This window comes from Novosphingobium resinovorum (assembly GCF_036352595.1).
Lineage (GTDB): Bacteria > Pseudomonadota > Alphaproteobacteria > Sphingomonadales > Sphingomonadaceae > Novosphingobium > Novosphingobium resinovorum_B.
Genome location: NZ_JAZFAX010000036.1, coordinates 1 through 22,293, shown reverse-complemented (window position 1 = coordinate 22,293; position 22,293 = coordinate 1). Strand labels below are relative to the sequence as shown.

Genomic DNA, 22,293 nt, shown 5'->3' with positions numbered 1-22,293 from the left:
CAAATCGGACGAGCTGCGGCAAGGGAAAGCCATGGTTCCCTTTTCGTTCCACGACCAGGAGATGGTGCTGGTCGGCGCCGATGGCGCCCCCGGATCGAAAGGGGGTGCGAGCGCGCTCTACTGGCCGTGCGAGCAGGCGCTGCTGGTCGCCGACCTGCACCTGGAGAAGGCCAGCTTCTTCGCCCGCACCGGGCAGATGCTGCCCCCCTACGACAGCCGCGAGACGCTGGAACGGCTCGCCATGGCGGTGCGGGCCACCGGCGCGCGGCGGGTCTTCGCACTGGGAGACAATTTCCACGACAGCGCCGGTCCGGACCGGCTGGAGCCGCACGCGGCCGGAATGCTGGATGCGCTCACCCGCGCGCTCGACTGGGTGTGGATCACCGGCAACCACGATCCGCATCTGGGCGTCGAAGCGGGCGGCACCCGGCTGGAGGAACTGGCGGTCGGCGGCATGGCCCTGCGCCACCAAGCCGTGCCCGGCACGCGCGAGGCCGAGGTTTCCGGCCACTTCCACCCGCGGCTGATGGTGGAGGCACGCGGCCGGCGGATCACCCGGCCCTGCGCGGTGCGCAGCGAGAACCGGCTGATCCTGCCCGCATTCGGCGCCCTGACCGGGGGTATGAACGCGGGCGATCCGGCGATCCTCTCGGCGCTCCAGCCGGCCGAGGCGATCGAGGCGCTGGTGCCCGCGCGCGGACAGCTCGTTCGCTATCCCCTCTGGCGGAAAGCCGCCTGAGCACCTATATCGCGGACCTTGCCGGTAAGACGGCTCGGGGCTCCTTATGCATCACCGCGAAATCCCGCTTTGCGCGGGAGGGCGAATCGCATTAATGACCGCCGAATCTAGCTACGTCGATAGTAACGACTCAGGAGAACGCATATAGCACCCCCACCCCGGCGCATGATGACGCCACCGGTCAAGAGTGGACCGCGCTTCAATAACATGATCCAGTCCGACAAGGTCCGCGTCATCGACCATGAGGGCGAGAACCTGGGCGTCATGTACACGCGCCAGGCGATCGAGCAGGCAGCCGAGGTCGGTCTCGACCTCGTCGAAGTCTCCCCGAACGCCGATCCGCCGGTGTGCAAGTTCCTTGACGTCGGCAAGTACCGTTACGAGGCACAGAAGAAGGCAAACGCCGCACGCAAGACGCAGAAGACGCAGGAGATCAAGGAGATCAAGATGCGTCCGAACATCGACGACCATGACTACGATACGAAGATGCGCAATGTCGTGCGCTTCATCGAGGACGGCGACAAGGTCAAGGTGACGCTGCGCTTCCGTGGCCGTGAGCTTTCGCACCAGCAGCTGGGCATGGATCTGCTCCGCCGCGTGCAGCAGGACGTGGAAGAGATCGCCAAGATCGAAGCCTATCCGCGCATGGAAGGCCGCCAGATGCTGATGGTGCTCTCGCCGAAGTAAGCGATGGTCGTCAGGTCTGACGCAAACGAGGGGCGCGGCCGATGGCCGCGCCCTTTGGCGTTTGGCCGTTTGGCACGAGAGCGTCCATCACGCTCCCAATCACGAGGGCTGGACCGTTCAGGTTGGCGCCGGCAGCATTTCGGGCATGGCCCCAGGCTGCAGGTCGGGCCGTGGCCTGCCCCGCCGCAGCCGCATCGTCGCCGGAGGATCGGCGCCGTCGGTCTCCTCCAGCAGGATCAGCCCCCGGCCCGGCTCCTGCACCAGCGCGGCGGCGCCGTGCGGGCGGATCAGGTGGATCGCGCAGCGCATTTCGCCAAGCTGCGTCTGCTTCACCGGCAGCACGCCCAGCCCCGTCAGGTTGCCGAACTCCTGACGCAGCACCTGCCGCGTCACCGGCCCGAAATCGCGGTTGGCGACGTAGCTCACCCGCGTCCGCGCGCGCCCGGCCACCACCGTGACCGCCTTGGCGCCGATCGACACCCCCTCGTCGCCCCGGCGCGCGCTCACCCAGTCACCCAGGAAATCGCCGAGATGGCATTCGGGTGTGGTCCGGGTCTCGGCGGGGGAGCACCCTGCGAGCAACAGCGCCTGCGCCGTCAGCCCCAGGATGGCCCGCTTCACGCGTCCAGCCCGCCCGTGTAGGTGACCCGCCCGGTCTTGGCGCTCCTGCGCGAGGTCATCACCGCGCGGCGATTGCCCTGCCGCACGATCGAGCACGACACCCGGCCGGAGGCGGTGTCGCCCGCAGCGGGGTATTCCAGCACCAGTTGATCGAACACCAGGTTGTCCCGGATCCACCGCGCGACCTCCGCGTTCGATACGCCGGGCACCGCGAACTCGGCGGCCTCGCCTTTCAGGTGCTGCGATCCGGTCGCCCCGCCGGCGAGTGCATTCACCGCCGGCGAGCGGAAACCGGCGATTATCCGCACCGGCCGCCCGAACTGCGCGCGCACGCGTTCCAGCACCCACTCGCACAGATAACGCAAGGCGAGGATCTCGTCCGGATGCGCGGGCCAGTTATCGGCGCCGTGATGGGTGCGCAGGAGTTCGGAGAGCCGGAAATGCGGCGTCAGCATGATGTCGCGCCTCTGCTCGATCACGGCGGCCAGGCTCTGCGCATCGTAGTTCATCGCGGCGGCAATCCTTTCAAGCGTGGCCTTTCAGCCGTGGACGTCGTCCGAAGGATTTGCGGGTGTGTTCTGTTATCGCTGCCCGCACGGACGCCCCGCCGGAAGGCCGGCGAGAGCCACAAGTTCAATCAAAAAGCGCGAGCCCGGGATCGGCAGCCGAACGACTGCCGTTTGTTCCGGACTAGCAAGCTTTGCGGATGAAGCAAGTGCGCGGGCATGACATTCGCCGTGAAGACTTCGCCGGAGCGGCTTCATCCCCGGCATGCAATCCCTCAGTTGCCCTTCCACTCGCGGCGTTCCTCCGCCGCGCGCAGGACTTCGTAGGCGAGCTGGTAGGTCTGGAAGGCCTTGGCCGCCTCGCCATCGTTGGGGCGCACGTCGGGATGGACTTCCTTGGCCCTGGTGCGCCACGCCTTGCGTACCGCGTCGAAGTCCGCATCGGGATCGAGGCCGAGCGCTTCGAGCGCGCGCAGTTCGTCGCGGCTGCGGGTGCCGTCGCCCGAACCACCCCAGCCGTAATGCGCCGATTCCTTGTAGCCGGACGTCTCGGCCTGCTCGCTCGCCTCGCGGGCCGCGGCTTCCTCGGCGTCCAGGCCGGCGAAGTAGTCCCAGCCGGAATTGTATTCGGCGGCGTGCTTCTGGCAGAACATCCAGCGGTCGCGGCTGTTGGGGCTCTTGGGAGCGGGGCAATCGCCCGGATCGTTGCAGCCGTGGCGATCGCACAGGCGCACCTGCGCCGCCTCGCGCGAGCTGCCGTAGCCGCGCCAGCGCGGAAAACCCCAGTCTGCGGATCGGCGTACGCGGCTCATCAGATCGGCGATACGCTGCGAATCGGCGCCGATGCAACCCCGGTCATGCTTAAAAAGAGTCGCGCACGAAAAAGACGACCGGCGCGCGCGGCCCGCGCGCGCCGGCCATGCATCAGTCGATGGTGACGGTCACCGCGCGGCGGTTCTGCGCCCACGACGCCTCGTCGGAACCGAGCGCGATCGGGCGCTCCTTGCCGTAGGACACCGTGGTCACGCGCGAGGTATCGACGCCCAGGCTCGCCAGGTAGTTCTTGGCGGCATTGGCGCGGCGCTCACCCAGCGCGATGTTGTATTCGCGGGTGCCGCGCTCGTCGCAGTGGCCCTCGATCGTGGCGCGCTTGTTCGGATACTGCTGCAGCCACTGCGCCTGCTTGGCGAGCGCCGCCTGACTCTGCGGATCGATGTCCGACTTGTCGAGCTGGAAGTAGATGGTGTCCGCGCCCATCATCTTGGCGACGAAGTCGGCCTGGCTGCCGGGCTGCGCGGCGCCGTAGGAATCGGTCGGCTGCGTGGTCGAGGTGGCCGGGCCCGGATCGGGCGGCAGCTGCGCCGGAGCCTTCTTGCCGCAGGCGGAGATGGCGAGCGCACCGGCGACGACCAGCGCGGTGGCGCCGACGCGGGTAATGCGCGCGGATGAGAGGGAAACAGGCATCGGCAATCTCCTATGTCGCTCGCCCAACAGAACTGGCCGGAAGAATGGGCGGCATGGCGTGATGGTTCCGTGCAATTTTCTACACAGTCAAGATGAACGTGGCGCAACCTGAACGCACTCGATGCGTCCCCGGATCGCTCCGGGGCCGCATCGGCGTTGCCTCAGGCCGCCGTCAGGGCCGGATCGGGCCCCAGGCCGGGTCCGAAGCGCCCACCGGGGTCGGCAGCTTGCGTTCGTTGCGCCCCGTCAGGTCGACCTGCCAGATCGAGGCGAGGCCGCTGCGCTGCTCGGTGCGGAAGAACTGCACGATGCGCCCGTTCGGCGACCACGTCGGCGCCTCGTCCTGCCACGAATTGGTGAGGTGGCGCATACCGCCGCCGCTGGGCGTCATGACCGCAATGCGCAGGTTACCCGCAATATGCGTGAAGGCGATCTGGTCGCCGCGCGGGCTCCATTCCGGCGTCGCCGCGCGGCCGCCGAAGAAGCTGATGCGGTTCTGGTTCGAACCGTCCGCGTTCATCACGTAGATCTGCTGGCTGCCGGAACGGTCGCTTTCGAACACGATCTTCGAACCGTCCGGCGAGTACGACCCGCCGATGTTGATGCCCGGGCCGTTGGTCAGGCGCTGCGGGGTGCCGCCCCCCGCCGACGAGATGCGGTAGATGTCGGTCGTGCCGCCCTTTGCCATCGAATAGAGCACCCACTTGCCGTCCGGTGACCAGCGCGGCGCCAGCGTGGGCGCGCCGGTGCGGGCGATCAGCGTCTGGCGATCGGTGGCGAGGTCATACGAGTAGATGCTGGGCTGTCCGTTCAGATAGGACAGGTACATGATCTTCTTGTAGTCCGGCGAATAGCGCGGGGTCAGCGCCATCGACTGGCCGCTGGTCAGGAAGCGGTGGTTGGCGCCGTCCGAATCCATGATCGCAAGACGCTTCATGCGGTGGTCCTTGGGACCGGTCTCGGCGATGTAGGCGATCTTCGAATCGAAGAACGGGCTTTCGCCGGACAGGCGCGAATAGACCATGTCGGCGCACTTGTGCGCGGCGCGGCGCCAGTCTGACGGCGGAACCTGCCAGCCGCCCTTCACCAGCTGCTGCTTGAGCTGCACGTCGTAGAGGTAGCAGCCGATCGTCAGGCTGCCGTCACCCCCGGCGCGCACGAAGCCCTGCACCAGCATGTCGGCCCCGCGCGAGGTCCAGGGCGCGTAGTCGGGCGCCTGGATCTGGCCATAGGCGGGCTGCGGCAAGCCGTCCGGGCCCGAGGGCTTGAACAGGCCGTTGTTCTTGAGATCGCCCGCCACGACTTGCGCCAGTGCCCGGCCGAGCTGGCCGGTGGTGCCCGCGTTGGTCTGGGTCGGCACGTCCTGGTCGGTGGCGAAGGTGGTGATGGCGATGCCGAGATCATTCCACGCGCTGTCGTCCGACACCGTGACTTCGAGGCCGCCGTCCTGCGGTGCCGGCGGCGTGATGACCGGGGCCTGCTGGGCGAAGGCCGTACCCGATACGCCAAGCATCAATCCCAGTGCTAGAATGCGGGTTATCTTCATTGCGATAGCCTTCTGTCAAACGTGGTCGTGACGACCTTCCAGCCCTCGTAGAGATCGTCGGGCAAGTTGAATGGTGCTGCAAGCCTTACCGCGCGCACGGCCTGTTCCTGATGACGCTCCACTTGCGCGCGGTTGGAGGCGTTGACGCCGCTGGTGCCGATCACCTCGGGCGCGCCCGCCAGGCTGCCGTCGCGGTTGAGGCGGAAGCGCACCTTGGTGACGAGCAGTTCCACGTCGGCACCCTGCGGCGCCTGCCAGTGCGGCTTGAGCTGCCGGTTGATCGCCGCACCCAGCGCCGAACGGGCCGAGGGGCCGATCTCGGACGCGGGCGTGCCGGTCTGCTTGGGCGCGCTGGACGTAGCGCCGGGCGTGCCGCTCTTGAAGGCGTCGTCGAAGGAACTGGTCCCGGCCTTCTTCGGCGGGGTAGCCGAATTGCTCGAACCCGCGCTGGTGCTCGGCGCCTTGCCTGCGGGAGCGGGCTTCGCGGCAGGTTTCGGCGACGGCTTCTTGACGATGGAGTCGATCGCGCTGGACTGGCGTGTCGGCGGCTTGGGCGCAGGCTTGGGAGGAGCCGGTTTCGGCTTCGGCTGGGGCTTCGGCGCAGGCTTCTCCACCGGCTTGGGCGGAATGGGCTTGGGCACCGGCTTCGGAGCGGGTTTCGGTTTGGGCTTTGGCTGGGGTGCCGGCTTGGGCGGTTCGGGCGCGGGGGCCGGTTCGGGTTCAGGCTCGGGCGCCGGGGCCGGTTCGGGCGCCGCTTCCGCCGGAGCGGGTGCAGGCGCGGGCTCGCCCAGTTCCGGGCTCTTGTCCGGGCTGGCCTCGCCGGGGTTGGGCGCGGTCGAGGTCAGGCCGACCTCGTCGCTGATCGTCACCTCGATGCGCTCGGGCGGCTTGACGGTATTGTTGCCTCGCGGGCTGAACAGGATCGCCGCCAGGACCGCCACGTGCAGCAGCACCGCGACGACCAGACCGACCCGTTCTTCCTTGCGCACTCCCAGAATGGCCATCAGGCGGACCCTAGCTCCCCTGCCTTAACCGCCGCTGACATCGGTCACCAGCGAGATCGAGGTGAAGCCCGCGCGGTTGAGTTCGCCCATCACTTCCATCACCCGGCCATAGTCGAGCGCCTTGTCGGCGCGCAGCGTGACCAGCGGCGGCTTGCCGTCGGGGCCGGTCGGGGTGGCGGCCAGCCGCTCGGCCAGTTCGCCCGAGGCCAGTTCGTCCGCCTCGTAGAACACCGCGCCGTCGCGGCGCAGGGTGATGGTGATCTGGCCCTGCTCCTCGCTCATCGCCTTGGCGCGGCTTTCGGGCAGCTCGATCGGCACCGCCGCCTTCAGCAACGGCGCGGTGACCATGAAGATGATGAGCAGCACCAGCATCACGTCGACCAGCGGGGTGACGTTGATCTCGGCCATCGGCCCGCGACCGCCGCGCCCTCGCCTGCGGCCTCGGCCGCCTCCGCCCGACATTCCCATCGCCATCAGCGCTGCTCCAGCTGACGGGTCAGCGCGGCGTGGAGGTGATCGGCGAAGCGCTGCAGGCGGGCCTCGAAGCCGTTCACCTTATGCGAGAAGCGGTTGTAGGCGATGACCGCGGGGATCGCCGCGAACAGGCCGATGGCGGTGGCGAACAGCGCCTCCGAAATACCCGGCGCGACGACCGCGAGCGAGGAATTCTGCTGCTGGCCGATGTCGAAGAAGCTCTTCATGATGCCCCACACCGTGCCGAACAGGCCGACGAAGGGCGCCACCGAACCGACGGTCGCCAGGAAGTTCAGGCGGTCGGAAAGCTTGTCCGCCTCCTCGCCCACCGAGGAATTCAGGATCGTGGCGATGCGCTGGCGGGCGCCCTCGGCGTCGATGCCGGCACCGACGTTGCGCTTGAATTCGCCAAGGCCCGCGCCCGCGACCTTGCCCATCGGCACGTCGCCGCGCTTGCGCTCCTTCTGGTAGGTGTCGAAGTTCTGGGCTTCCCAGAAGCCTTCCTCGTACTCGTCGCAGCGGCGGGTGATGGCGCCCATGCGCACGGTGAAGGTGACGACGATCATCCACACCCAGATGCTGGCGAGGATCAGGCCCACCATGATTGCCTGCACGATGATGTCGGCGTCGAGGAACAGTTTCACCGGGTTCAGGTGGCTGTCGTCACCGGCGAAGCTGATGGTCGAGGCAAGCAGGTCGAGCGTCATTCTGGTCCTTCCGGGGCCGGAGCGGCGATGGGTTCAAGTGTGGCGAAGGCCTGTTGCCAGGCTTCGGGCTGTCGGCGCGGTCGTCCTTCAGGGCTGATGAACGCGACCTTTACGGCCGCCTCGCACAGCCTGACCTCACCGCGCAATGCGACCTGTCGCAGCACGCTGGCGACGCGGCCGGTGCTTTCGGCCCAGGTCTCGACGATGATGGTGTCGCCCAGCCGCGCCGGGGAGAGATAGCGCAAGTTCGCCTCGGCCACGGTGTAGAGGCCGGTGCCCGCCTCCAGCGCGGCGCGCTGGTCGATGCCCAGCACGTCGAGCAGGTCGGAGCGGGCGCGCTCGAACCAGCGCAGGTAATTGGCGTGATAGACCACCCCGCCCGCGTCGGTGTCCTCGTAGAACACGCGCAAGGGGTAGCGGTGGACCTTGCCGTCGATCACGCCCGTGGCGGGCGCAAGAGGTATGGATGGTGCGTCCGTCATGCCGGGCGGTTGTGTAACGGCAGGCGGCACGACTTCAAGCCCGCTGGCCGCTTTTCCCCCTCATCACGGCGCGTTGCCCGCCAGCGAGCGATATCCGCAAGGCCTTCACTCCGCGCGGCGGCGGTCAGACATGGTCGCCCCTCAGGTCGGTTTCGGCAACCGGCTCCGCACCCAATCCGCTCCGCATCGCGGCAGGCGGCCGCTGCAGCCAAGTGCTTACGCGATAGCCGACCCTCACCATCGGCTGCTCCACCACGACGCGGCAGACCCAGGCCACCAGCGACGAGGCGGCGATGGTGGCTCCGTAAAGCAGCAGCAGGCGCTGCCATCCGGGCAGGGCAAGCGCTTGCATATCGCCCAGTGCATGCAGCACCGCGAAATGGACCAGATAGATGCTGAAGCTGATCTCTCCGATGAAGCCCAGCACGGGATTGACCAGCCACCGCGGCTCATAGCGCGCCGCCACGAAGACCAGCCCGCCAAGCGGAAACAGCATCAGCAGTTGCGTCGCCGGGATGCGATCGCCCAGGCAGCCGACGAGGACCGCCGAGGCGACGACGACACCCGGCAGGACGTGCCTGCCCGCCCCCGCCGGGCGCGCGATGCCATTCTCGCGAAACCAGGTGAACAGTACGAGCCCGATCAGGAATGCCGGCAGGCTGGTCAGGAAGTTGAAATGGAAGAAGTCCTTCCACATCGGATCGTGTATCTTCAGGATGATCGGCAAGGCGCCATTGATCACCGCCACGCCAAGCGACACGCACAGCAGGAGCGACGCCCGCCGCAGGCTTGCGGCGTGGTACAGCAGCAGCGGGAAGATCGCGTAGAACATCACTTCCGAGGCGATGCTCCACCCCCCGGGCACCACGCTGTTCATGCCGTGCGGATCGAACCCGTGCACGAACAGGAAGGCGAAGGCCATGTCGAACCCGGTGACGGGCGGCGCGACGAAATCGACGCCCAGCAGCGACGGCGAGAGCAGGTAGAACATCGCAGCCAGATAGAACATCGGCGCGATCCGGAAGAAACGCCGCACGTAGAAGCTGGGCAGGTCGAGCGTGGCCGGCTTCGTGACCAGGGAGAGCGTCAAGGCGCTGACCATGAAGAACAACTGCACGCCCCGCAGGCCGAAGCGAAAGAAGTCCGTCAGCATCGCCGGCGCATCGTTCACCGACTGTCCGACATGCGTCATGACGACACCCAGTATGGCCACCCCGCGCAAGCTGTCCAGGAATTGATGGCGCGCCATGATACCCCCGGCAGCAGGCTACACCGGGACGCGGCAGCCGAGGCGAAAATCGCCGCCGGAATGGATTGAAAGAATCGTCATCCCGGACCGGCCGTCCGGGAAAGGCCCTTCAGTCCGCGATCATCTGGAAGAACTGGCGCCCGCCGAAGATGTGGACGTGCAGATGCGGCACTTCCTGGTGGCCGTTGGTGCCCATGTTCACCATCAGCCGATACCCCGGCCCGTCCAGCTCCAGCTGGCGGGTGACGGTGCCCACCGCGCGCATGAACCCCGCGATCGTCGCGTCGTCGGCCCCGGCGGTGAAGTCGTCCCACGACACATAGGGCCCCTTCGGGATCACCAGCACATGCACCGGCGCCTGCGGGCGGATGTCGTTGAAGGCCAGCGCGAACTCGTCCTCGTAGACTTTCGCGCACGGCAGTTCGCCGCGCAGGATCTTCGCGAAGATGTTGTTCTCGTCATACGGCAGCTTGGGATCGATGGGCATTTCGCTCTCCGTCAGTCTTTGAGCCGTCAGTTGCCGGGGCGTGCGGCCTTCTCGGCGATGCCCGAGACGCCTTCGCGGCGATCGAGTTCGGCGAGTACCTCGGCCAGGGCCACGTCCTTCGCGCCCAGCAGCACCATGAGATGAAAGATCAGGTCCGCCGCCTCGCCGACGAGGGCCTCATGGTCCTCGGTCAGGGCGGCGATCACCGTTTCGGTGGCTTCCTCGCCCAGCTTCTGCGCGATCTTGCCCAGGCCCCTGGCGTTGAGCTTGGCGACGTAGCTGGAATCGGGATCGGCCGAACGCCGCCGGGCGATCGTGGCTTCGAGACGCGAGAGGGTGTCCGGGCTGCTCATGATGCGGCCATGGAATGCCCGCAGGGCGCGGTCAAGCGCCTCTTCAGTCCTCGCCGCGCTTGGACGACAGCTTGCGGCCCACCGCGACGCCGACGACGCCAAGGCCCAGCAAGAGCATGCTGCTCGGTTCGGGGAGCGGAATGCCCCCGGCGGCATAGGCGGGAACCGGCGCGGCAAAGACCGCGGCGAACGCCGAAAGATACTTGAACACCGGCACGGCGAATCCTCCTGTTGATCCGAGTGGCCGCATTCGCCATCGACTACAGGGTGCGCTGCAGCAAGCGCCGATCCGGGATTGTCCCGATGTGGTTCACTCCGTTAGTCGCATTCGGCTAACCACGAAGCGTTAACCTTCGCGTGCAGTCACCCGCGCGCCGGGATTCCCGCCGCGCGCAGGGCCGCGTGCGCCTCGGCCACGGTATGCTTGCCGAAATGGAAGATCGAGGCGGCCAGCACCGCCGAGGCCTTGCCCTCGGTGACGCCCGCGACGAGATGACCCAGATTGCCGACGCCGCCGCTGGCCACGACCGGGACCGAAACGGCTTCCGCGATCATACGGGTGAGCGCGAGGTCGTAGCCGTTCTGGGTGCCGTCGCCGTCCATCGAGGTGACGAGCAGTTCGCCGGCGCCGTAGTCGGCCAGCTTGATCGCATGTTCCAGCGCGTCGATGCCGGTGGCCTTGCGGCCGCCATGGGTGAAGATCTCCCACCTGCCGGGCGAAACCTGCCGGGCGTCCACCGAGGCGACGATGCATTGCGAGCCGAACTTCTCGGCGATATCGGCCACCACTTCGGGGCGCGAGACCGCCGCGGAGTTCACCGCCACCTTGTCCGCGCCCGCCAGCAGCAGCGCCCGGGCGTCCTCCGCCGTGCGCACGCCGCCGCCGACGGTCAGCGGCATGAAGCAGACTTCGGCGGTGCGCTGGACCACGTCGAGCAGGGTGCCGCGCCCTTCGTGGCTGGCGGAAATGTCGAGGAAGCACAGCTCGTCCGCGCCGGCGGCATCGTAGGCACGGGCCTGTTCGACGGGGTCTCCGGCGTCCTTGAGGTCGACGAAGTTGACACCCTTGACCACTCGCCCGTCACGGACGTCGAGGCAGGGGATGACGCGGACACGCACGGTCATTCAGGTCACTCCACGGGCTTGAAGAACAGCAGCACGGCGAACACCGCCACCACTGCGCACAGCGCGACGTTGAACAGGGTATAGAGCGCGAACTTGCGCGGATCGGCCGCGCGGGACGTCTCCACCTTGGAGCGGGCGCGGCTGAACAGCATGAGCCGCGCCTTGCCCTCGCGCCAGTCCCGGAAGGCGAACAGCGCCGCCGGCACGAAGATCACGAGCGCCAGCACCGCGACGAGGCGGTTGTCGTTCATCCCTCGCGTTCCGCGAACTGGATCGCGGCGGCAAGGTCGAGGCGGCCGTCGTAGAGCGCGCGGCCGGTGATGACGCCCTCGATCCCGTCCTTGGCATGCAGCGCCAGCAGGCGGATGTCGTCGAGGCCCTTGACGCCGCCCGATGCGATCACCGGCAGGTCGGTGCGGCGGGCGAGATCGACAGTGGCGTCGATGTTGACGCCCTTGAGCAGGCCGTCGCGGCCGATGTCGGTGAACAGCAGCGAAGCCACGCCCGCGTCCTCGAAGCGGCGGGCCATGTCGACGATCGAGACGTCGGAAACTTCGGCCCAGCCCTCGGTCGCGACCATGCCGTCGCGCGCGTCCACGGCGACGACGATGCCGCCGGGGAACTCTTTCGCCATGTCCTTGACGAACTGCGGGTCCTTGAGCGCGGCGGTGCCCATGACCACGCGGCTGACGCCAAGCTCGAACCAGCCCGCGACGGCCTCGGGCGTGCGGATGCCGCCGCCGAGCTGGACGTGGCCGGGGAACACCTCGAGGATGGCTTCCACCGCCTCGCGGTTCTCGGCGCGGCCCGCGAAGGAGCCGTCGAGATCGACGACGTGGAGGTACTGCGATCCGGCCTCGGCGAACAGCATCGCCTGCGCGGCGGGGTTGTCGCCATAGACGGTGGCGCGGTCCATGTCGCCTTCGGCGAGGCGCACGACCTGCCCTTGCTTGAGGTCGATGGCGGGGAAGACGATCATTGCGGCTTTCCTGAAGGTTGCGTGCGGGCTTCGACAAGCTCAGCCTGAGCGGGATTAGTGTAAATCGCGGGTTTCTTGAAGCACCAGCCCGAACCATCGCTCAGGCTGAGCTTGTCGAAGCCCCCGCAGCAAGGCGCTATGGCTTCCATTCCAGGAACCGCGCCAGCAGCGAAAGCCCGTAACCCTGGCTCTTTTCCGGGTGGAACTGCACGCCCACGACATTGTCCTTGGCCACCGCCGCGACAAGGCCGCCGCCATGGTCGGTCATCGCCGCCACGCATGCGCCGTCGTCGGGCTGGAAGTGGTAGGAGTGCAGGAAGTACGCCTCGCCCGGATCGATCAGGCCCTGCGCCGGATCCTTGCGGCCCAGGTTCACGTCGTTCCAGCCCATGTGCGGGATCTTGATCCCGGGGTCGGTGCGCTCGATCAGGCGGACTTCGCCCTCGATCCAGTCGAGCCCACGCGTCACGCCATGCTCCAGCCCGCGCGTGGCGAGCAGTTGCATGCCCACGCAGATGCCGAGGAACGGCGCCCCGCCGACGTGGACCCGCTCGGCCATCGCCTCGACCATGCCGTGAATGCCCCACAAGCCCTCGGCACAGGCGCGGAACGAGCCGACGCCCGGCAGGACGATGCGGTCGGCCGCGCGCACGACGTCGGGGTTGGCGGTGATCGCCACGTCCTCGGCCCCTGCCGCGCGCAGCGCGTTGGCGACCGAGTGCAGGTTGCCCGCGCCGTAGTCGATCAGCGCCAGCGTGGTCATCCAGCGAGGCCCGCGATGCTGTCGTCGAGGAAGCCGTGCGCCCACTCGATCACCTCGATGGTGGCCGCGCCGTTCGCCACGAAGGGATCCTGCGAGGCCAGAGCCTCGACCGCCGCCTTGCTCTCGCCCCTGGCCAGCAGGATGCCGCCCTCGCGCGGAACCTTGCGGCCCCAGCCCAGCAGGTGCCCTGCCGCATGCTGCTGCCGCAGCCAGGCGACGTGCGCATCGAGCAGTTCGTCGATCCGTTCGATCGGCGCGGTATAAGTGAGCGAGACGATGAAGCTGGCCATCAAAGCGTGTCCTGTCCGAGAATGCCCTTGGTCGAGGGGATTGCCCCGCCCTTGCGCGGATCGAGTTCCACCGCGCTGCGCATGGCGCGGGCGAAGCCCTTGAAGATGCCTTCGCAGATGTGGTGGTTGTTCGAACCGTACAGCAGTTCGATGTGGAGCGTAATGCCCACCGCCTGCGCGATCGAATGGAACCAGTGCTCGACCATCTCGGTGTCGAACTCGCCCAGCTTCTCCTGCGTGAAGGCGGCCTTCCACACCAGGTAGGGGCGGCCCGAGATGTCGAGCGACACGCGGCTCAGCGCCTCGTCCATGGGGGAATTAACGTCGCCGTAGCGCCCGATGCCCGCCTTGTCGCCCAGCGCCTTGGTGATGGCCTGGCCGATGGCGATGGCGCTGTCCTCGGTGGTGTGGTGCTGGTCGACGTGGAGGTCGCCCTTGATGTGGCACGTGATGTCGATCAGCGAGTGGCGGCTGAACTGCTCGATCATATGGTCGAGGAAGCCGATGCCGGTCTTCACGTCATAGGCGCCGGTGCCGTCGAGGTTCACCTCCACGGCAATGTCGGTCTCATGGGTCTTGCGGATGATCGAGGCGGTGCGCATGGCCGGTGCCTATATACTTGTACGCTGCGGAATCAATTCCGTGGCGCTGCCTTGGGGCACAACAATGCCGCCTGCGCGTTTCACAGGCAATATTCGGTCGCGCGTGGTGCGAGTTAGGGAAAACCCGGCCTGCCATGCTATTTTCCGTCCAAACCCGCTTGACCGGCCAAGGAACCATGAGCACGTAGGGCGCGATGAACGATACCACAGACAGCCTGATCCCTTACGACGAAATCGTGCAGGAGGCCCTGCGCGCCGTCGTTGGCCGCGTGCTCGGCCAGGTCGAAAGCTCCGGCGGCGTCCTTCCGGGCGGCCACCACTTCTACATCACCTTCAAGACCGGTGCCCCCGGGGTCAGCATTCCCGCCGACTTGCGCGCCCGGTTTCCGGACGAGATGACGATCGTGCTCCAGAACAAGTTCTGGGATCTGGGCGTCACCGACACCGGTTTCACGGTGAGCCTCTCGTTCAACGGCATGCCCGCCAAGCTGGACATTCCCTTCTCGGCGATCACCGCCTTCGTCGATCCGGCGGTGGATTTCGGCCTGCAGTTCCAGGCCATGATCGATGACGAGGCCGAGGAACCCGCTCCGGCGGAGAACGATGCGGAACGCGATATCGCCTCGCGCATTACTCCCAGCGAAGACGGCTCGAACGTCGTCTCTGTCGATTTCGGCAAGAAGAAGTGACCGGGCCCGCCCGGTAAAGAGGGCGAAGATGGCAACCGTTCTGAAGGACAATCTGAAAGGCGGGGCCAAGAAGGCGGCCAGCGTCGTCGCGGCGCCCGCCAAGGGTCTCAAGACCCTGGCCGACAACGGCGGCGAACTTCACGGGCCGAGCCCGAACCCCGCCACCAACCTGGTCATCGCCGACATCGCCCTGCGCACCGCGACCACCATCGCCCGCCGCGCGGTGGAGCGCGGAGTGCTCGGCGCCAGCTATTCGCCCCGGAAGGCCAAGTCGATCCTGCGCGGCCGCACCATCGGCGAGACGCTGCTGCACGGCGCCCTCGCCCGAGTCGCGCTGGCCTCGGTTCCCGGCGCGCTGGTCGTCGGCGGGGCGCTGGTGGCAAAGACCCTCTACGACCGCAGCCGCGCCCGGCAGGCGCGGGCCGAAGGGACGGAGCAGTTGCAGGACATGGCCGAGGACGGGGCGGCGGAGGACTGAGAAGCCCCCCCGCCGCGCACACACGAACACGAATCCTTGATTCCGACGCGCATCGTCGCCATCGGAGGTCATGGTCCAGACAGCCCCCTCTCCCGACACCACCGGCACGCTCGCCCGCCGCGGCCTGATGTTCATCCTGTCCTCCCCCTCGGGCGCGGGCAAGACGACGATCGCGCGCATGCTGCTGGAGCACGATCCGCAGCTGCGCAACTCGGTGTCCTGCACCACCCGCCAGCCCCGCCCCGGCGAGATCGACGGCGAGCATTACCACTTCGTCAGCCACGAACAGTTCGACCGCATGGCCGAGGCCGGCGAGTTCCTGGAGTGGGCGACCGTGTTCGGCCAGAGCTACGGCACCCCCAAGGCGCAAGTGAAGGCGGGCCTCAAGGACGGCGTCGACTACATGTTCGACATCGACTGGCAGGGCACGCAGCAACTCTATCAAAAGCTGGAGCGCGACGTGGTGCGCGTGTTCCTGCTCCCCCCCAGCATCGAGGAACTGCGCCGCCGCCTGACCGGTCGCGGCACCGACAGCGCCGAAGTGATCCACGGCCGCATGGAACGCGCCCGGTCCGAGATCAGCCACTGGGACGGCTACGACTATGTCGTGGTCAACGATGACATCGCCAGCTGCTTCGAGGAAGTGAAGAAGATCCTCCACGCCGAGCGCCTGCGCCGCGCACGGCAGACGGGGCTGATCGGCTTCGTGCGCGAACTGATGCAGCCGGACGACTGAGCGGCTGGCGCTGTAACGCGGGGGCTTCGACAAGCTCAGCCTGAGCGGGATTTAAAGACCTGCTCTCAAAACCGCTCAGGCTGAGCTTGTCGAAGCCCCCGCCGCAGACGCCACCCTCACCCGACGACAGCCTTGCCCCGCGCCCCAACTCCCTCTAGGCCGCGCGCCGACAGTTTCATCCCTTCCGGAGACCACACCCATGTCCGACCTCGCCGCCCAGATCGAAGCCGCATTCGATGCACGCGACACCGTCACCCCCGCGAGCGCCGATGTCCGCAAGATCGTCGACGAAGCGCTGGAACTGCTCGATTCGGGCCAGGCCCGCGTCGCCGAGAAGATCGATGGCGAATGGGTCGTCAACCAGTGGCTCAAGAAGGCGGTCCTGCTCTCGTTCCGCCTGAACGACAACGCGGTGATCGACTACGCCGCCGGCGGCGCGCCGGGCTACGACAAGGTGCCGCTCAAGTTCGCAGGCTGGGATGATGCCCGCTTCAAGGCCGCAGGCGTGCGCGTGGTCCCCGGCGCCGTGGTGCGCCGCAGCGCCCACATCTCGAAGGGCGTGGTCCTCATGCCGAGCTTCGTGAACCTCGGTGCCTACGTCGGCGAAGGCACCATGGTCGACACCTGGGCGACCGTCGGTTCGTGCGCGCAGATCGGCAGGAACGTGCACATCTCGGGCGGCGCCGGCATCGGCGGCGTGCTTGAGCCGCTGCAGGCCGGCCCGGTCATCATCGAGGATGGCGCCTTCATCGGCGCGCGTTCGGAAGTGGCCGAAGGCGTGATCGTGGGCGAAGGCGCGGTGCTGTCGATGGGCGTGTTCATCGGCGCCTCGACCAAGATCGTCGACCGCGCGACCGGCGAAGTCCACATCGGCCGCGTGCCGCCTTACGCCGTGGTCGTCCCCGGCGCGATGCCCGGCAAGCCGCTGCCGGACGGCACCCCCGGCCCGTCGCTCTACTGCGCCGTGATCGTCAAGACCGTGGACGCGCAGACCCGCTCGAAGACCGGCATCAACGAACTCCTGCGCGACTAAGCCGCGCAGACGCGGGACGGGCGGCGGAACGTCGTCCGTCCCGGCGTGTTGTCGATTGCAAGGGTGCAGCCTGAGGCCGCCCGCAATCGGAGCGACACGCCATGGAAACCCGGGGACAGGAAGTCCGTCTCGACAAGCAGGACGCCCGCAGCGGCGCTACTCCCGGAGTGGTGCGCTACGTCCTGCTCATCAGCCTGGCGCTGGTGGTGATCGCGCTCTCGGCGATCTGGATCACCGGCGCGCTGACCTCTCCCGACGATACCGGCGGCACGGCGGACACCCACAAGGCCGTCGCCGAGCACAACGACCAGACGCCGTGAGCGCCAATCTGGACCGCTTCGTCGCCGCGCAGGACGAGGTGTTCGATGCCGTGCGCGCCGAACTCGTGCACGGCGAGAAGCGCACGCACTGGATGTGGTTCGTGTTCCCGCAAGTCGGCGGACTGGGCACGAGCGAGATGGCACGCCGCTACGCGATCGAGGGGCTGGCCGAGGCGGAGGCCTATCTCGCGCATCCGGTGCTGGGCGCGCGACTGGCGGAGGCCACGCAGCTCATGCTCGGCTGGGCCGGCCGGCGCACCGCCTTCGCCATTCTCGGGCAGGTCGATGCGATGAAGTTCTGCAGTTCGATGACCCTGTTCGAACTGGCCGCGCTCGGCCGGCCGGGCGCGGAGCGCTTCGCCCATGCCCTCGACGCCTTCTGCCAGGGACGGCGCGACGAGCACACGCCGCACCTGCTCAAGGTCGGCGCCACCCGCGCCGCCTGACGGGGGAATGCGCCGGACGGGGAACTTTTCGCGCCCCGGCGCCGTTCCATCAGACGGCCCGAACCACAAAGAGGCCATGAAGGCCGCCGTCGGGCCGACGGGAGAGCAGTCATGTATCGTTCCGGCGACGAGGTTCATCTCGACGACGACGAGGCGCGCGGGGGAAGCACACCGCATATCGTCCGCTATGTCCTGTTGACCAGCCTGGCACTAGCCGTGCTCGCGATGTCGACGGTCTGGATCACCCGGGCCCTGTCCGATCAGCCAAACCATGCACCGGTAACGGCGGAACAGCACGCGCTGGGAAGTTGAACGGGATCGCGGGAAAACAGGACGAAAAATGCCAGGAGCCGCCGCTTTGGCGATCGCCGGGTGCGGCGGCTCCTGTCAATCTGACGGCCGAAGCCGCCATCTCCTGTGCCCACAGCGATTAGCGCCGACCGGTTGCCAATTCGTTAATGCCGCGCCCTCGCCCGGCATCGCCCGAGCGGGCAATCCCGCCGCCCGGCACCTGTCCAAAGCGCGCGCTTGATCGCGCCGCCCGCACCGCATAGCCCTGTCGCATGGGAGAATTCGATTACGTCATCGTCGGCGGTGGCAGCGCCGGGTGCGTGCTGGCCAACCGCCTCAGCGCCGATCCGCGAAACCGCGTGCTGCTGCTGGAGGCCGGCGGCAAGGACGACTACATCTGGATCCGCGTGCCGGTGGGCTACCTCTACTGCATCGGCAACCCGCGCACCGACTGGTGCTTCTCGACCGAGGCGGAGGCCGGGCTCGGCGATCGTGCGCTGAAATATCCGCGCGGACGGGTGCTGGGCGGCTGTTCCTCGATCAACGGCATGATCTACATGCGCGGGCAGGCGGCGGACTACGACGGCTGGCGGCAGGCGGGCAACCCCGGCTGGGGCTGGGACGACGTGCTGCCCTACTTCACCCGCGCCGAGGACCACTACGAGGGCGCCGGCCCCTTCCACGGCGGCGGCGGCGAGATCCGGGTCGAAAAGCAGCGCCTGCGCTGGGACATCCTCGAAGCCTTCCGCGACGCCTGCGAGGAGCACGGCATCCCCCATTCCACCGACTTCAACACCGGCGACAACGAGGGCGCGGGCTTCTTCCAGGTCACGCAGCGCGGCGGCTGGCGCTGGAGCGCGGCCGACGCTTTCCTCAAGCCGGTGCGCAGCCGCGCCAACCTCAAGGTCGAGACCGGCGCGGTGGTGGACCGGGTGATCGTCGAAGGCGGCCGCGCGGTCGGCGTCGCCTATGCGGTGGGAGGAACCCGGCGCGAGGCGCGGACGGCGGGCGAAGTGGTGCTGGCGGCGGGCGCGATCGGCTCCCCGGCGATCCTGGAACGCAGCGGCGTGGGCGAGGCGGCACGGCTGGCGAGCCTTGGCATCGCCCCGCTGCTGGACCGGCCCGAAGTCGGCGCCAACTTGCAGGACCACCTGCAACTGCGCTGCGCCTACCGCGTCTCGGGCGTCGCCACGCTGAACGCGCGGGCGGCGAACCTGTTCGGCAAGGCGCTGATCGGCCTCGAATATGCGCTGCGCCGCACCGGGCCGATGGCGATGGCGCCCAGCCAGCTCGGGGTGTTCACCCGCAGCCATGCGCGCTATGCGACGCCGAACCTCGAATACCACGTCCAGCCGCTCAGCCTTGCCGCGTTCGGCGGGGCGCTCGATCCCTACCCGGCCTTCACCGCCAGCGTCTGCAACCTGCGGCCGGAAAGCCGGGGCACCACCCGCATCACCGCCGCCGACCCCGCCGCCGCACCGTCGATCCGCCCCAACTACCTTTCCGCCGAGGAAGACCGCCGCGTCGCCGCAAAGGCCATCCGCATCACGCGCGGCATCGTCGCCCGGCCCGCGCTGGCCCGCTATCATCCGCAGGAAGTGCGCCCCGGCATGGCCTTCGCCAGCGAGGAAGACCTGCAACGCGCGGCGGCCGAGATCGGCACGACGATCTTCCACCCGGTCGGCACGGCGGCGATGGGATCTGTCGTCGATGCAAGGCTGCGGGTGATCGGGCTGGACGGCCTGCGCGTGATCGACGCCTCGGTGATGCCGACGATCACCTCGGGCAACACCAATGCGCCGACGATGATGATCGCCGAAAAGGGCGCGGAAATGCTGCTGGCAAAGTAAGCCGAAGGTCGCCCGTTCCTCCCCCTGCGGGGGAGAGGGACCATGCGCAGCATGGTGGAGGGGCACGCGGCAGATCGCGGATGCTGGAAGGACAGCGCTTTTTCCGGGTGCGTGCAGAGGGGGCGTGTGTCCACGAGGGTGCCCCTCCACCACCCTGCGGGTGGTCCCCCTCCCCCGCAGGGGGAGGATGCATACGACAATGCCCGCTGGCGAGTGCGGGCCTAACGCCGGGGGAAGTCAACGCAACCGAGAGTGAACATCGGGTCGGCGTCGGGAGCGTCCAAGCAGGGACGCGGGGTCTTGTGTTCCACCTGCTCTGACGAGCGGCCGGGTAGCGGTGGTCAGCCCGGCTCGACCTTGGCATTCCATCGGAGCCGTCCCGTATGACCGACGTTAGGGTTCGCGTCGTTGGCGGTCATGGGTCATCCGGGATAGCCTTCGCGGTGTCTGTCCATAAGGACAAAGCGGTTCGAAGGACGTTTCCAGAGCCGAGAGGACGGTCCGGGTCTTCGTTGGGCGCGTGGTTCGCACGATCGCGGCTGAAACCGCATCCCGGCCCACGACGCCGACCCGATACACCGAAAGCGACGTGTACCTCGTCACTCCGGATGCTGGGGCATATAACCTATTTGGATATAAATGTCAAGCCTGCCGCCCCCATCAGGCCAGGAATTCGCGCGTGCGCTTGACGATCTCGCCGACGTAGTCGCGCGCTTCGCGCCCGCTCCGCGCCGCCGCGATCAGCGGCACTTCCAGGCCGAGCACCTGCCCGCGCGGCAGGGCCTCGACGAATTCGCGCAAGGGCAATTCGCCCTGTCCGGGAATCATGCGCCCGCTCATCGCCTCGGCCATGTAGTCGTCGCCGCCCTTGCGCGGGACGTCGCTGAGCTGGACGTGGCCGATCAGCGCTGGGTCCAGTTCGGCGACCTGCCGCACCGTCCCGCCCGAGCGGAAGAAGTGCATGGAATCGATCAGCACCGTCGCCCCGCCCTGCCCCTGATCGCCGATATGCGCGACCACCTCCAGCGCCTCTGCCAGCGAGCGGATGGTGAAGATCGGGGTGAACTCGATCGAGAACTCCATCCCCCGCTCCGCCGCCAGCGCCGCCAGCACAGCAAGCTGGTCGAAGGCGCGGGCGCGCTCCACGCCCATGTCCACCGCATTGACGCGCAGCGCGCCAAGGTCCGCGAAGATGTCCATGTCGGCGGCGCGCTCGGATGCATCCGCCGTGGGCGAGACGCCCAGCCCCTCGGCGATGCTGATCGCCACCCCGCGATCGGCAAGAACGGCCTTGAGTTCGCGCCGCAGCGCCGGATCCTCGCGCAGCGACCACGGGCTGTAGCCGTGCGGATTGAAAGCATCCGGCAGCTGCGTCAGTCCCATCGACACCGCGCTGCAGCCCAGGTCCGCCGCCAGCGTCACATGGGCGACCGGATCGAGCCCGAGCACCGTCAACAGTTCGAGTCCCAGCGGATGTGGCATGGATGCGATTCCCTATCCCGTGGCCGCAGCCATACAGCGCACCCGGCCGGGGCGGAAACGATATTGCGATGTCGAAGCCGGTACTGCCAAATCCGCCTGCGGCGGATTTTCAGGCAAGCCTCTCAGAGACCGTTTGAGAATGCGCCTTTCGGCGCATTGCGGCACCGGCCCGCTCCCCCACCCGGCCACCCAACGGCAGTATTCTATGGGTGGCCGGGTGGGGGAGCGGGCCGGTGCCGCCTTGGAAATCGCTCTTCCGCGATTTCTCAAACGGCCTCTCAGCGCAGTACGCCTTCGCGGCGCTGCTGCCACGCGAACCATGGCAGCGCCAGCGCCGCGGCCCAGATCACCGCCGTTACCGCGAGCATCGGCGGCGTGGTCATGCTCGCGGGCATCCCGGCCGAGACCTGCCAGACCTGCGAGACCGCCAGGCCCGCCAGCGACACCGCGAAGGCAGGCACCGCCCGCCGCGAGCGCAAGAGCAGCAGCAGGCTCCCCGCCAGGCCGCCCCATACGCCCAGCGCCCAGGGCACCAGCGTCCATGTCGGCGCGGCATCGAGCCAGTCGATGACGTCGGGCGGCACTTGGGCGAGATAGGCGGGATTGCGCGACGCGGTCATGGTGAAGTCGAGGCAGCCGAAGGCGTTCCATGCGACGGCCGCCGCCGCGACCAGCCAGTATCGCCATCCCGGGCCCATGCCGCATCTCCTTCACGGCAAAGCTACGCCTGTCCGCAAACCGATGCAATTCGCCGCGCAAGCGATTAGCACTACTTTGGCAGAAGTTTGAAATGCGTGACTGATAGGCTCCCACCGCAATGAGGGCATTGGTCTGGCGGAGGTCTTGATATTCGGTCAATGATGGCCTGTCGGATGGCGGGCATGCTCGGC

31 protein-coding genes are annotated in these 22,293 nt (G+C 67.9%); 10 read left to right on the top strand and 21 right to left on the bottom strand.

The window, feature by feature from the left end; translation table 11 throughout:
• Positions 1 to 31 precede the first annotated feature (31 nt).
• Together pdeM and infC are read left to right on the top strand one after the other, a co-directional pair.
• Positions 32 to 739 carry a ligase-associated DNA damage response endonuclease PdeM gene (pdeM, locus tag V2S85_RS22885; protein ID WP_330705117.1) on the top strand — a complete coding sequence of 236 codons (708 nt, stop codon included), beginning with the start codon at positions 32 to 34 and terminating at the stop codon, positions 737 to 739.
• 165 nt (positions 740 to 904) lie between these two features.
• Entirely contained in the window at positions 905 to 1,426 is a 522-nt protein-coding gene (gene infC, locus V2S85_RS22880) for a translation initiation factor IF-3 (RefSeq protein ID WP_330705116.1), read from the top strand.
• 117 nt (positions 1,427 to 1,543) lie between these two features.
• On the opposite strand, the gene V2S85_RS22875 is transcribed toward infC, so the two are convergent.
• The 19 genes from V2S85_RS22875 to hisB all read right to left on the bottom strand — a co-directional run bounded on the left by V2S85_RS22875 (position 1,544) and on the right by hisB (position 14,078).
• Positions 1,544 to 2,047: a hypothetical protein gene (locus V2S85_RS22875; RefSeq protein WP_330705115.1), complete on the bottom strand. Its 504-nt coding sequence runs from the start codon at positions 2,045 to 2,047 to the stop codon at positions 1,544 to 1,546.
• Positions 2,044 to 2,556 (bottom strand): D-Ala-D-Ala carboxypeptidase family metallohydrolase, encoded by a 513-nt coding sequence (locus tag V2S85_RS22870; RefSeq protein WP_330705114.1) that lies wholly within the window; start codon positions 2,554 to 2,556, stop codon positions 2,044 to 2,046. The genes V2S85_RS22875 and V2S85_RS22870 overlap by 4 nt, the downstream gene beginning before the upstream one ends.
• A 272-nt stretch (positions 2,557 to 2,828) precedes the next feature.
• A complete protein-coding gene (locus V2S85_RS22865; RefSeq protein WP_330705113.1) occupies positions 2,829 to 3,365 on the bottom strand; it encodes a J domain-containing protein in 537 nt (178 codons plus the stop codon).
• A gap of 112 nt (positions 3,366 to 3,477) precedes the next feature.
• A complete protein-coding gene (gene pal, locus V2S85_RS22860) occupies positions 3,478 to 4,017 on the bottom strand; it encodes a peptidoglycan-associated lipoprotein Pal (protein ID WP_330705112.1) in 540 nt (179 codons plus the stop codon).
• Between the two features lie 172 nt (positions 4,018 to 4,189).
• A complete protein-coding gene (tolB, locus tag V2S85_RS22855) occupies positions 4,190 to 5,563 on the bottom strand; it encodes a Tol-Pal system beta propeller repeat protein TolB (RefSeq protein WP_330705111.1) in 1,374 nt (457 codons plus the stop codon).
• Positions 5,560 to 6,567, bottom strand: coding sequence for a hypothetical protein (locus V2S85_RS22850; protein WP_330705110.1), 1,008 nt, complete (start codon positions 6,565 to 6,567; stop codon positions 5,560 to 5,562). Before V2S85_RS22850 ends, tolB begins: the two co-directional genes overlap by 4 nt.
• Before the next feature lie 24 nt (positions 6,568 to 6,591).
• Positions 6,592 to 7,041, bottom strand: coding sequence for an ExbD/TolR family protein (locus V2S85_RS22845; protein WP_330705109.1), 450 nt, complete (start codon positions 7,039 to 7,041; stop codon positions 6,592 to 6,594).
• Positions 7,041 to 7,748 carry a protein TolQ gene (gene tolQ / locus V2S85_RS22840; RefSeq protein ID WP_330705108.1) on the bottom strand — a complete coding sequence of 236 codons (708 nt, stop codon included), beginning with the start codon at positions 7,746 to 7,748 and terminating at the stop codon, positions 7,041 to 7,043. The genes V2S85_RS22845 and tolQ overlap by 1 nt, the downstream gene beginning before the upstream one ends.
• Positions 7,745 to 8,230: a YbgC/FadM family acyl-CoA thioesterase gene (locus V2S85_RS22835; RefSeq protein ID WP_330705107.1), complete on the bottom strand. Its 486-nt coding sequence runs from the start codon at positions 8,228 to 8,230 to the stop codon at positions 7,745 to 7,747. The genes tolQ and V2S85_RS22835 overlap by 4 nt, the downstream gene beginning before the upstream one ends.
• Positions 8,231 to 8,354: 124 nt before the next feature.
• Complete coding sequence (locus V2S85_RS22830) at positions 8,355 to 9,479, bottom strand: acyltransferase (RefSeq protein ID WP_330705106.1); 1,125 nt, start codon at positions 9,477 to 9,479, stop codon at positions 8,355 to 8,357.
• A gap of 109 nt (positions 9,480 to 9,588) precedes the next feature.
• On the bottom strand, positions 9,589 to 9,966 hold the full coding sequence (locus tag V2S85_RS22825) for a histidine triad nucleotide-binding protein (protein ID WP_330705105.1): 378 nt from the start codon (positions 9,964 to 9,966) through the stop codon (positions 9,589 to 9,591).
• A gap of 26 nt (positions 9,967 to 9,992) precedes the next feature.
• Complete coding sequence (locus tag V2S85_RS22820; RefSeq protein WP_330705104.1) at positions 9,993 to 10,319, bottom strand: phosphoribosyl-ATP diphosphatase; 327 nt, start codon at positions 10,317 to 10,319, stop codon at positions 9,993 to 9,995.
• A 43-nt stretch (positions 10,320 to 10,362) separates the two neighbouring features.
• The gene (locus V2S85_RS22815) at positions 10,363 to 10,536 is read right to left on the bottom strand and encodes a PEP-CTERM sorting domain-containing protein (protein ID WP_330705103.1); all 174 of its coding nucleotides are present in this window, start codon (positions 10,534 to 10,536) and stop codon (positions 10,363 to 10,365) included.
• Positions 10,537 to 10,682: 146 nt separating this feature from the next.
• Positions 10,683 to 11,444 carry an imidazole glycerol phosphate synthase subunit HisF gene (hisF, locus tag V2S85_RS22810; protein ID WP_330705102.1) on the bottom strand — a complete coding sequence of 254 codons (762 nt, stop codon included), beginning with the start codon at positions 11,442 to 11,444 and terminating at the stop codon, positions 10,683 to 10,685.
• 5 nt (positions 11,445 to 11,449) lie between these two features.
• Positions 11,450 to 11,695: a hypothetical protein gene (locus V2S85_RS22805; RefSeq protein WP_330705101.1), complete on the bottom strand. Its 246-nt coding sequence runs from the start codon at positions 11,693 to 11,695 to the stop codon at positions 11,450 to 11,452.
• The gene (hisA, locus tag V2S85_RS22800) at positions 11,692 to 12,423 is read right to left on the bottom strand and encodes a 1-(5-phosphoribosyl)-5-[(5-phosphoribosylamino)methylideneamino]imidazole-4-carboxamide isomerase (protein WP_330705100.1); all 732 of its coding nucleotides are present in this window, start codon (positions 12,421 to 12,423) and stop codon (positions 11,692 to 11,694) included. Before hisA ends, V2S85_RS22805 begins: the two co-directional genes overlap by 4 nt.
• A 136-nt stretch (positions 12,424 to 12,559) precedes the next feature.
• A complete protein-coding gene (hisH, locus tag V2S85_RS22795; protein WP_330705099.1) occupies positions 12,560 to 13,186 on the bottom strand; it encodes an imidazole glycerol phosphate synthase subunit HisH in 627 nt (208 codons plus the stop codon).
• On the bottom strand, positions 13,183 to 13,476 hold the full coding sequence (locus tag V2S85_RS22790; protein ID WP_330705098.1) for a YciI family protein: 294 nt from the start codon (positions 13,474 to 13,476) through the stop codon (positions 13,183 to 13,185). The genes hisH and V2S85_RS22790 overlap by 4 nt, the downstream gene beginning before the upstream one ends.
• A complete protein-coding gene (gene hisB / locus V2S85_RS22785) occupies positions 13,476 to 14,078 on the bottom strand; it encodes an imidazoleglycerol-phosphate dehydratase HisB (protein ID WP_330705097.1) in 603 nt (200 codons plus the stop codon). The genes V2S85_RS22790 and hisB overlap by 1 nt, the downstream gene beginning before the upstream one ends.
• Before the next feature lie 194 nt (positions 14,079 to 14,272).
• On the opposite strand from hisB, the gene V2S85_RS22780 reads away from it, so the two are divergent.
• The 8 genes from V2S85_RS22780 to V2S85_RS22745 all read left to right on the top strand — a co-directional run bounded on the left by V2S85_RS22780 (position 14,273) and on the right by V2S85_RS22745 (position 19,921).
• On the top strand, positions 14,273 to 14,767 hold the full coding sequence (locus V2S85_RS22780; RefSeq protein WP_330705096.1) for an SspB family protein: 495 nt from the start codon (positions 14,273 to 14,275) through the stop codon (positions 14,765 to 14,767).
• A gap of 28 nt (positions 14,768 to 14,795) precedes the next feature.
• Complete coding sequence (locus V2S85_RS22775; RefSeq protein ID WP_330705095.1) at positions 14,796 to 15,245, top strand: hypothetical protein; 450 nt, start codon at positions 14,796 to 14,798, stop codon at positions 15,243 to 15,245.
• Between the two features lie 70 nt (positions 15,246 to 15,315).
• Positions 15,316 to 15,981 (top strand): guanylate kinase, encoded by a 666-nt coding sequence (gene gmk / locus V2S85_RS22770; protein ID WP_330705094.1) that lies wholly within the window; start codon positions 15,316 to 15,318, stop codon positions 15,979 to 15,981.
• Between the two features lie 199 nt (positions 15,982 to 16,180).
• A complete protein-coding gene (gene dapD, locus V2S85_RS22765; RefSeq protein ID WP_330705093.1) occupies positions 16,181 to 17,014 on the top strand; it encodes a 2,3,4,5-tetrahydropyridine-2,6-dicarboxylate N-succinyltransferase in 834 nt (277 codons plus the stop codon).
• A gap of 101 nt (positions 17,015 to 17,115) precedes the next feature.
• Complete coding sequence (locus tag V2S85_RS22760) at positions 17,116 to 17,334, top strand: hypothetical protein (protein WP_330705092.1); 219 nt, start codon at positions 17,116 to 17,118, stop codon at positions 17,332 to 17,334.
• The gene (locus tag V2S85_RS22755; RefSeq protein ID WP_330705091.1) at positions 17,331 to 17,780 is read left to right on the top strand and encodes a DUF1810 domain-containing protein; all 450 of its coding nucleotides are present in this window, start codon (positions 17,331 to 17,333) and stop codon (positions 17,778 to 17,780) included. The genes V2S85_RS22760 and V2S85_RS22755 overlap by 4 nt, the downstream gene beginning before the upstream one ends.
• 111 nt (positions 17,781 to 17,891) lie before the next feature.
• Entirely contained in the window at positions 17,892 to 18,092 is a 201-nt protein-coding gene (locus V2S85_RS22750; protein ID WP_330705090.1) for a hypothetical protein, read from the top strand.
• Positions 18,093 to 18,343: 251 nt separating this feature from the next.
• A complete protein-coding gene (locus tag V2S85_RS22745; protein ID WP_330705089.1) occupies positions 18,344 to 19,921 on the top strand; it encodes a GMC family oxidoreductase in 1,578 nt (525 codons plus the stop codon).
• Between the two features lie 660 nt (positions 19,922 to 20,581).
• On the opposite strand, the gene V2S85_RS22740 is transcribed toward V2S85_RS22745, so the two are convergent.
• Both V2S85_RS22740 and V2S85_RS22735 read right to left on the bottom strand, forming a co-directional pair.
• A complete protein-coding gene (locus tag V2S85_RS22740; protein ID WP_330705088.1) occupies positions 20,582 to 21,403 on the bottom strand; it encodes a sugar phosphate isomerase/epimerase in 822 nt (273 codons plus the stop codon).
• Positions 21,404 to 21,681: 278 nt separating this feature from the next.
• Complete coding sequence (locus V2S85_RS22735) at positions 21,682 to 22,101, bottom strand: hypothetical protein (protein WP_330705087.1); 420 nt, start codon at positions 22,099 to 22,101, stop codon at positions 21,682 to 21,684.
• Positions 22,102 to 22,293: the final 192 nt, after the last annotated feature.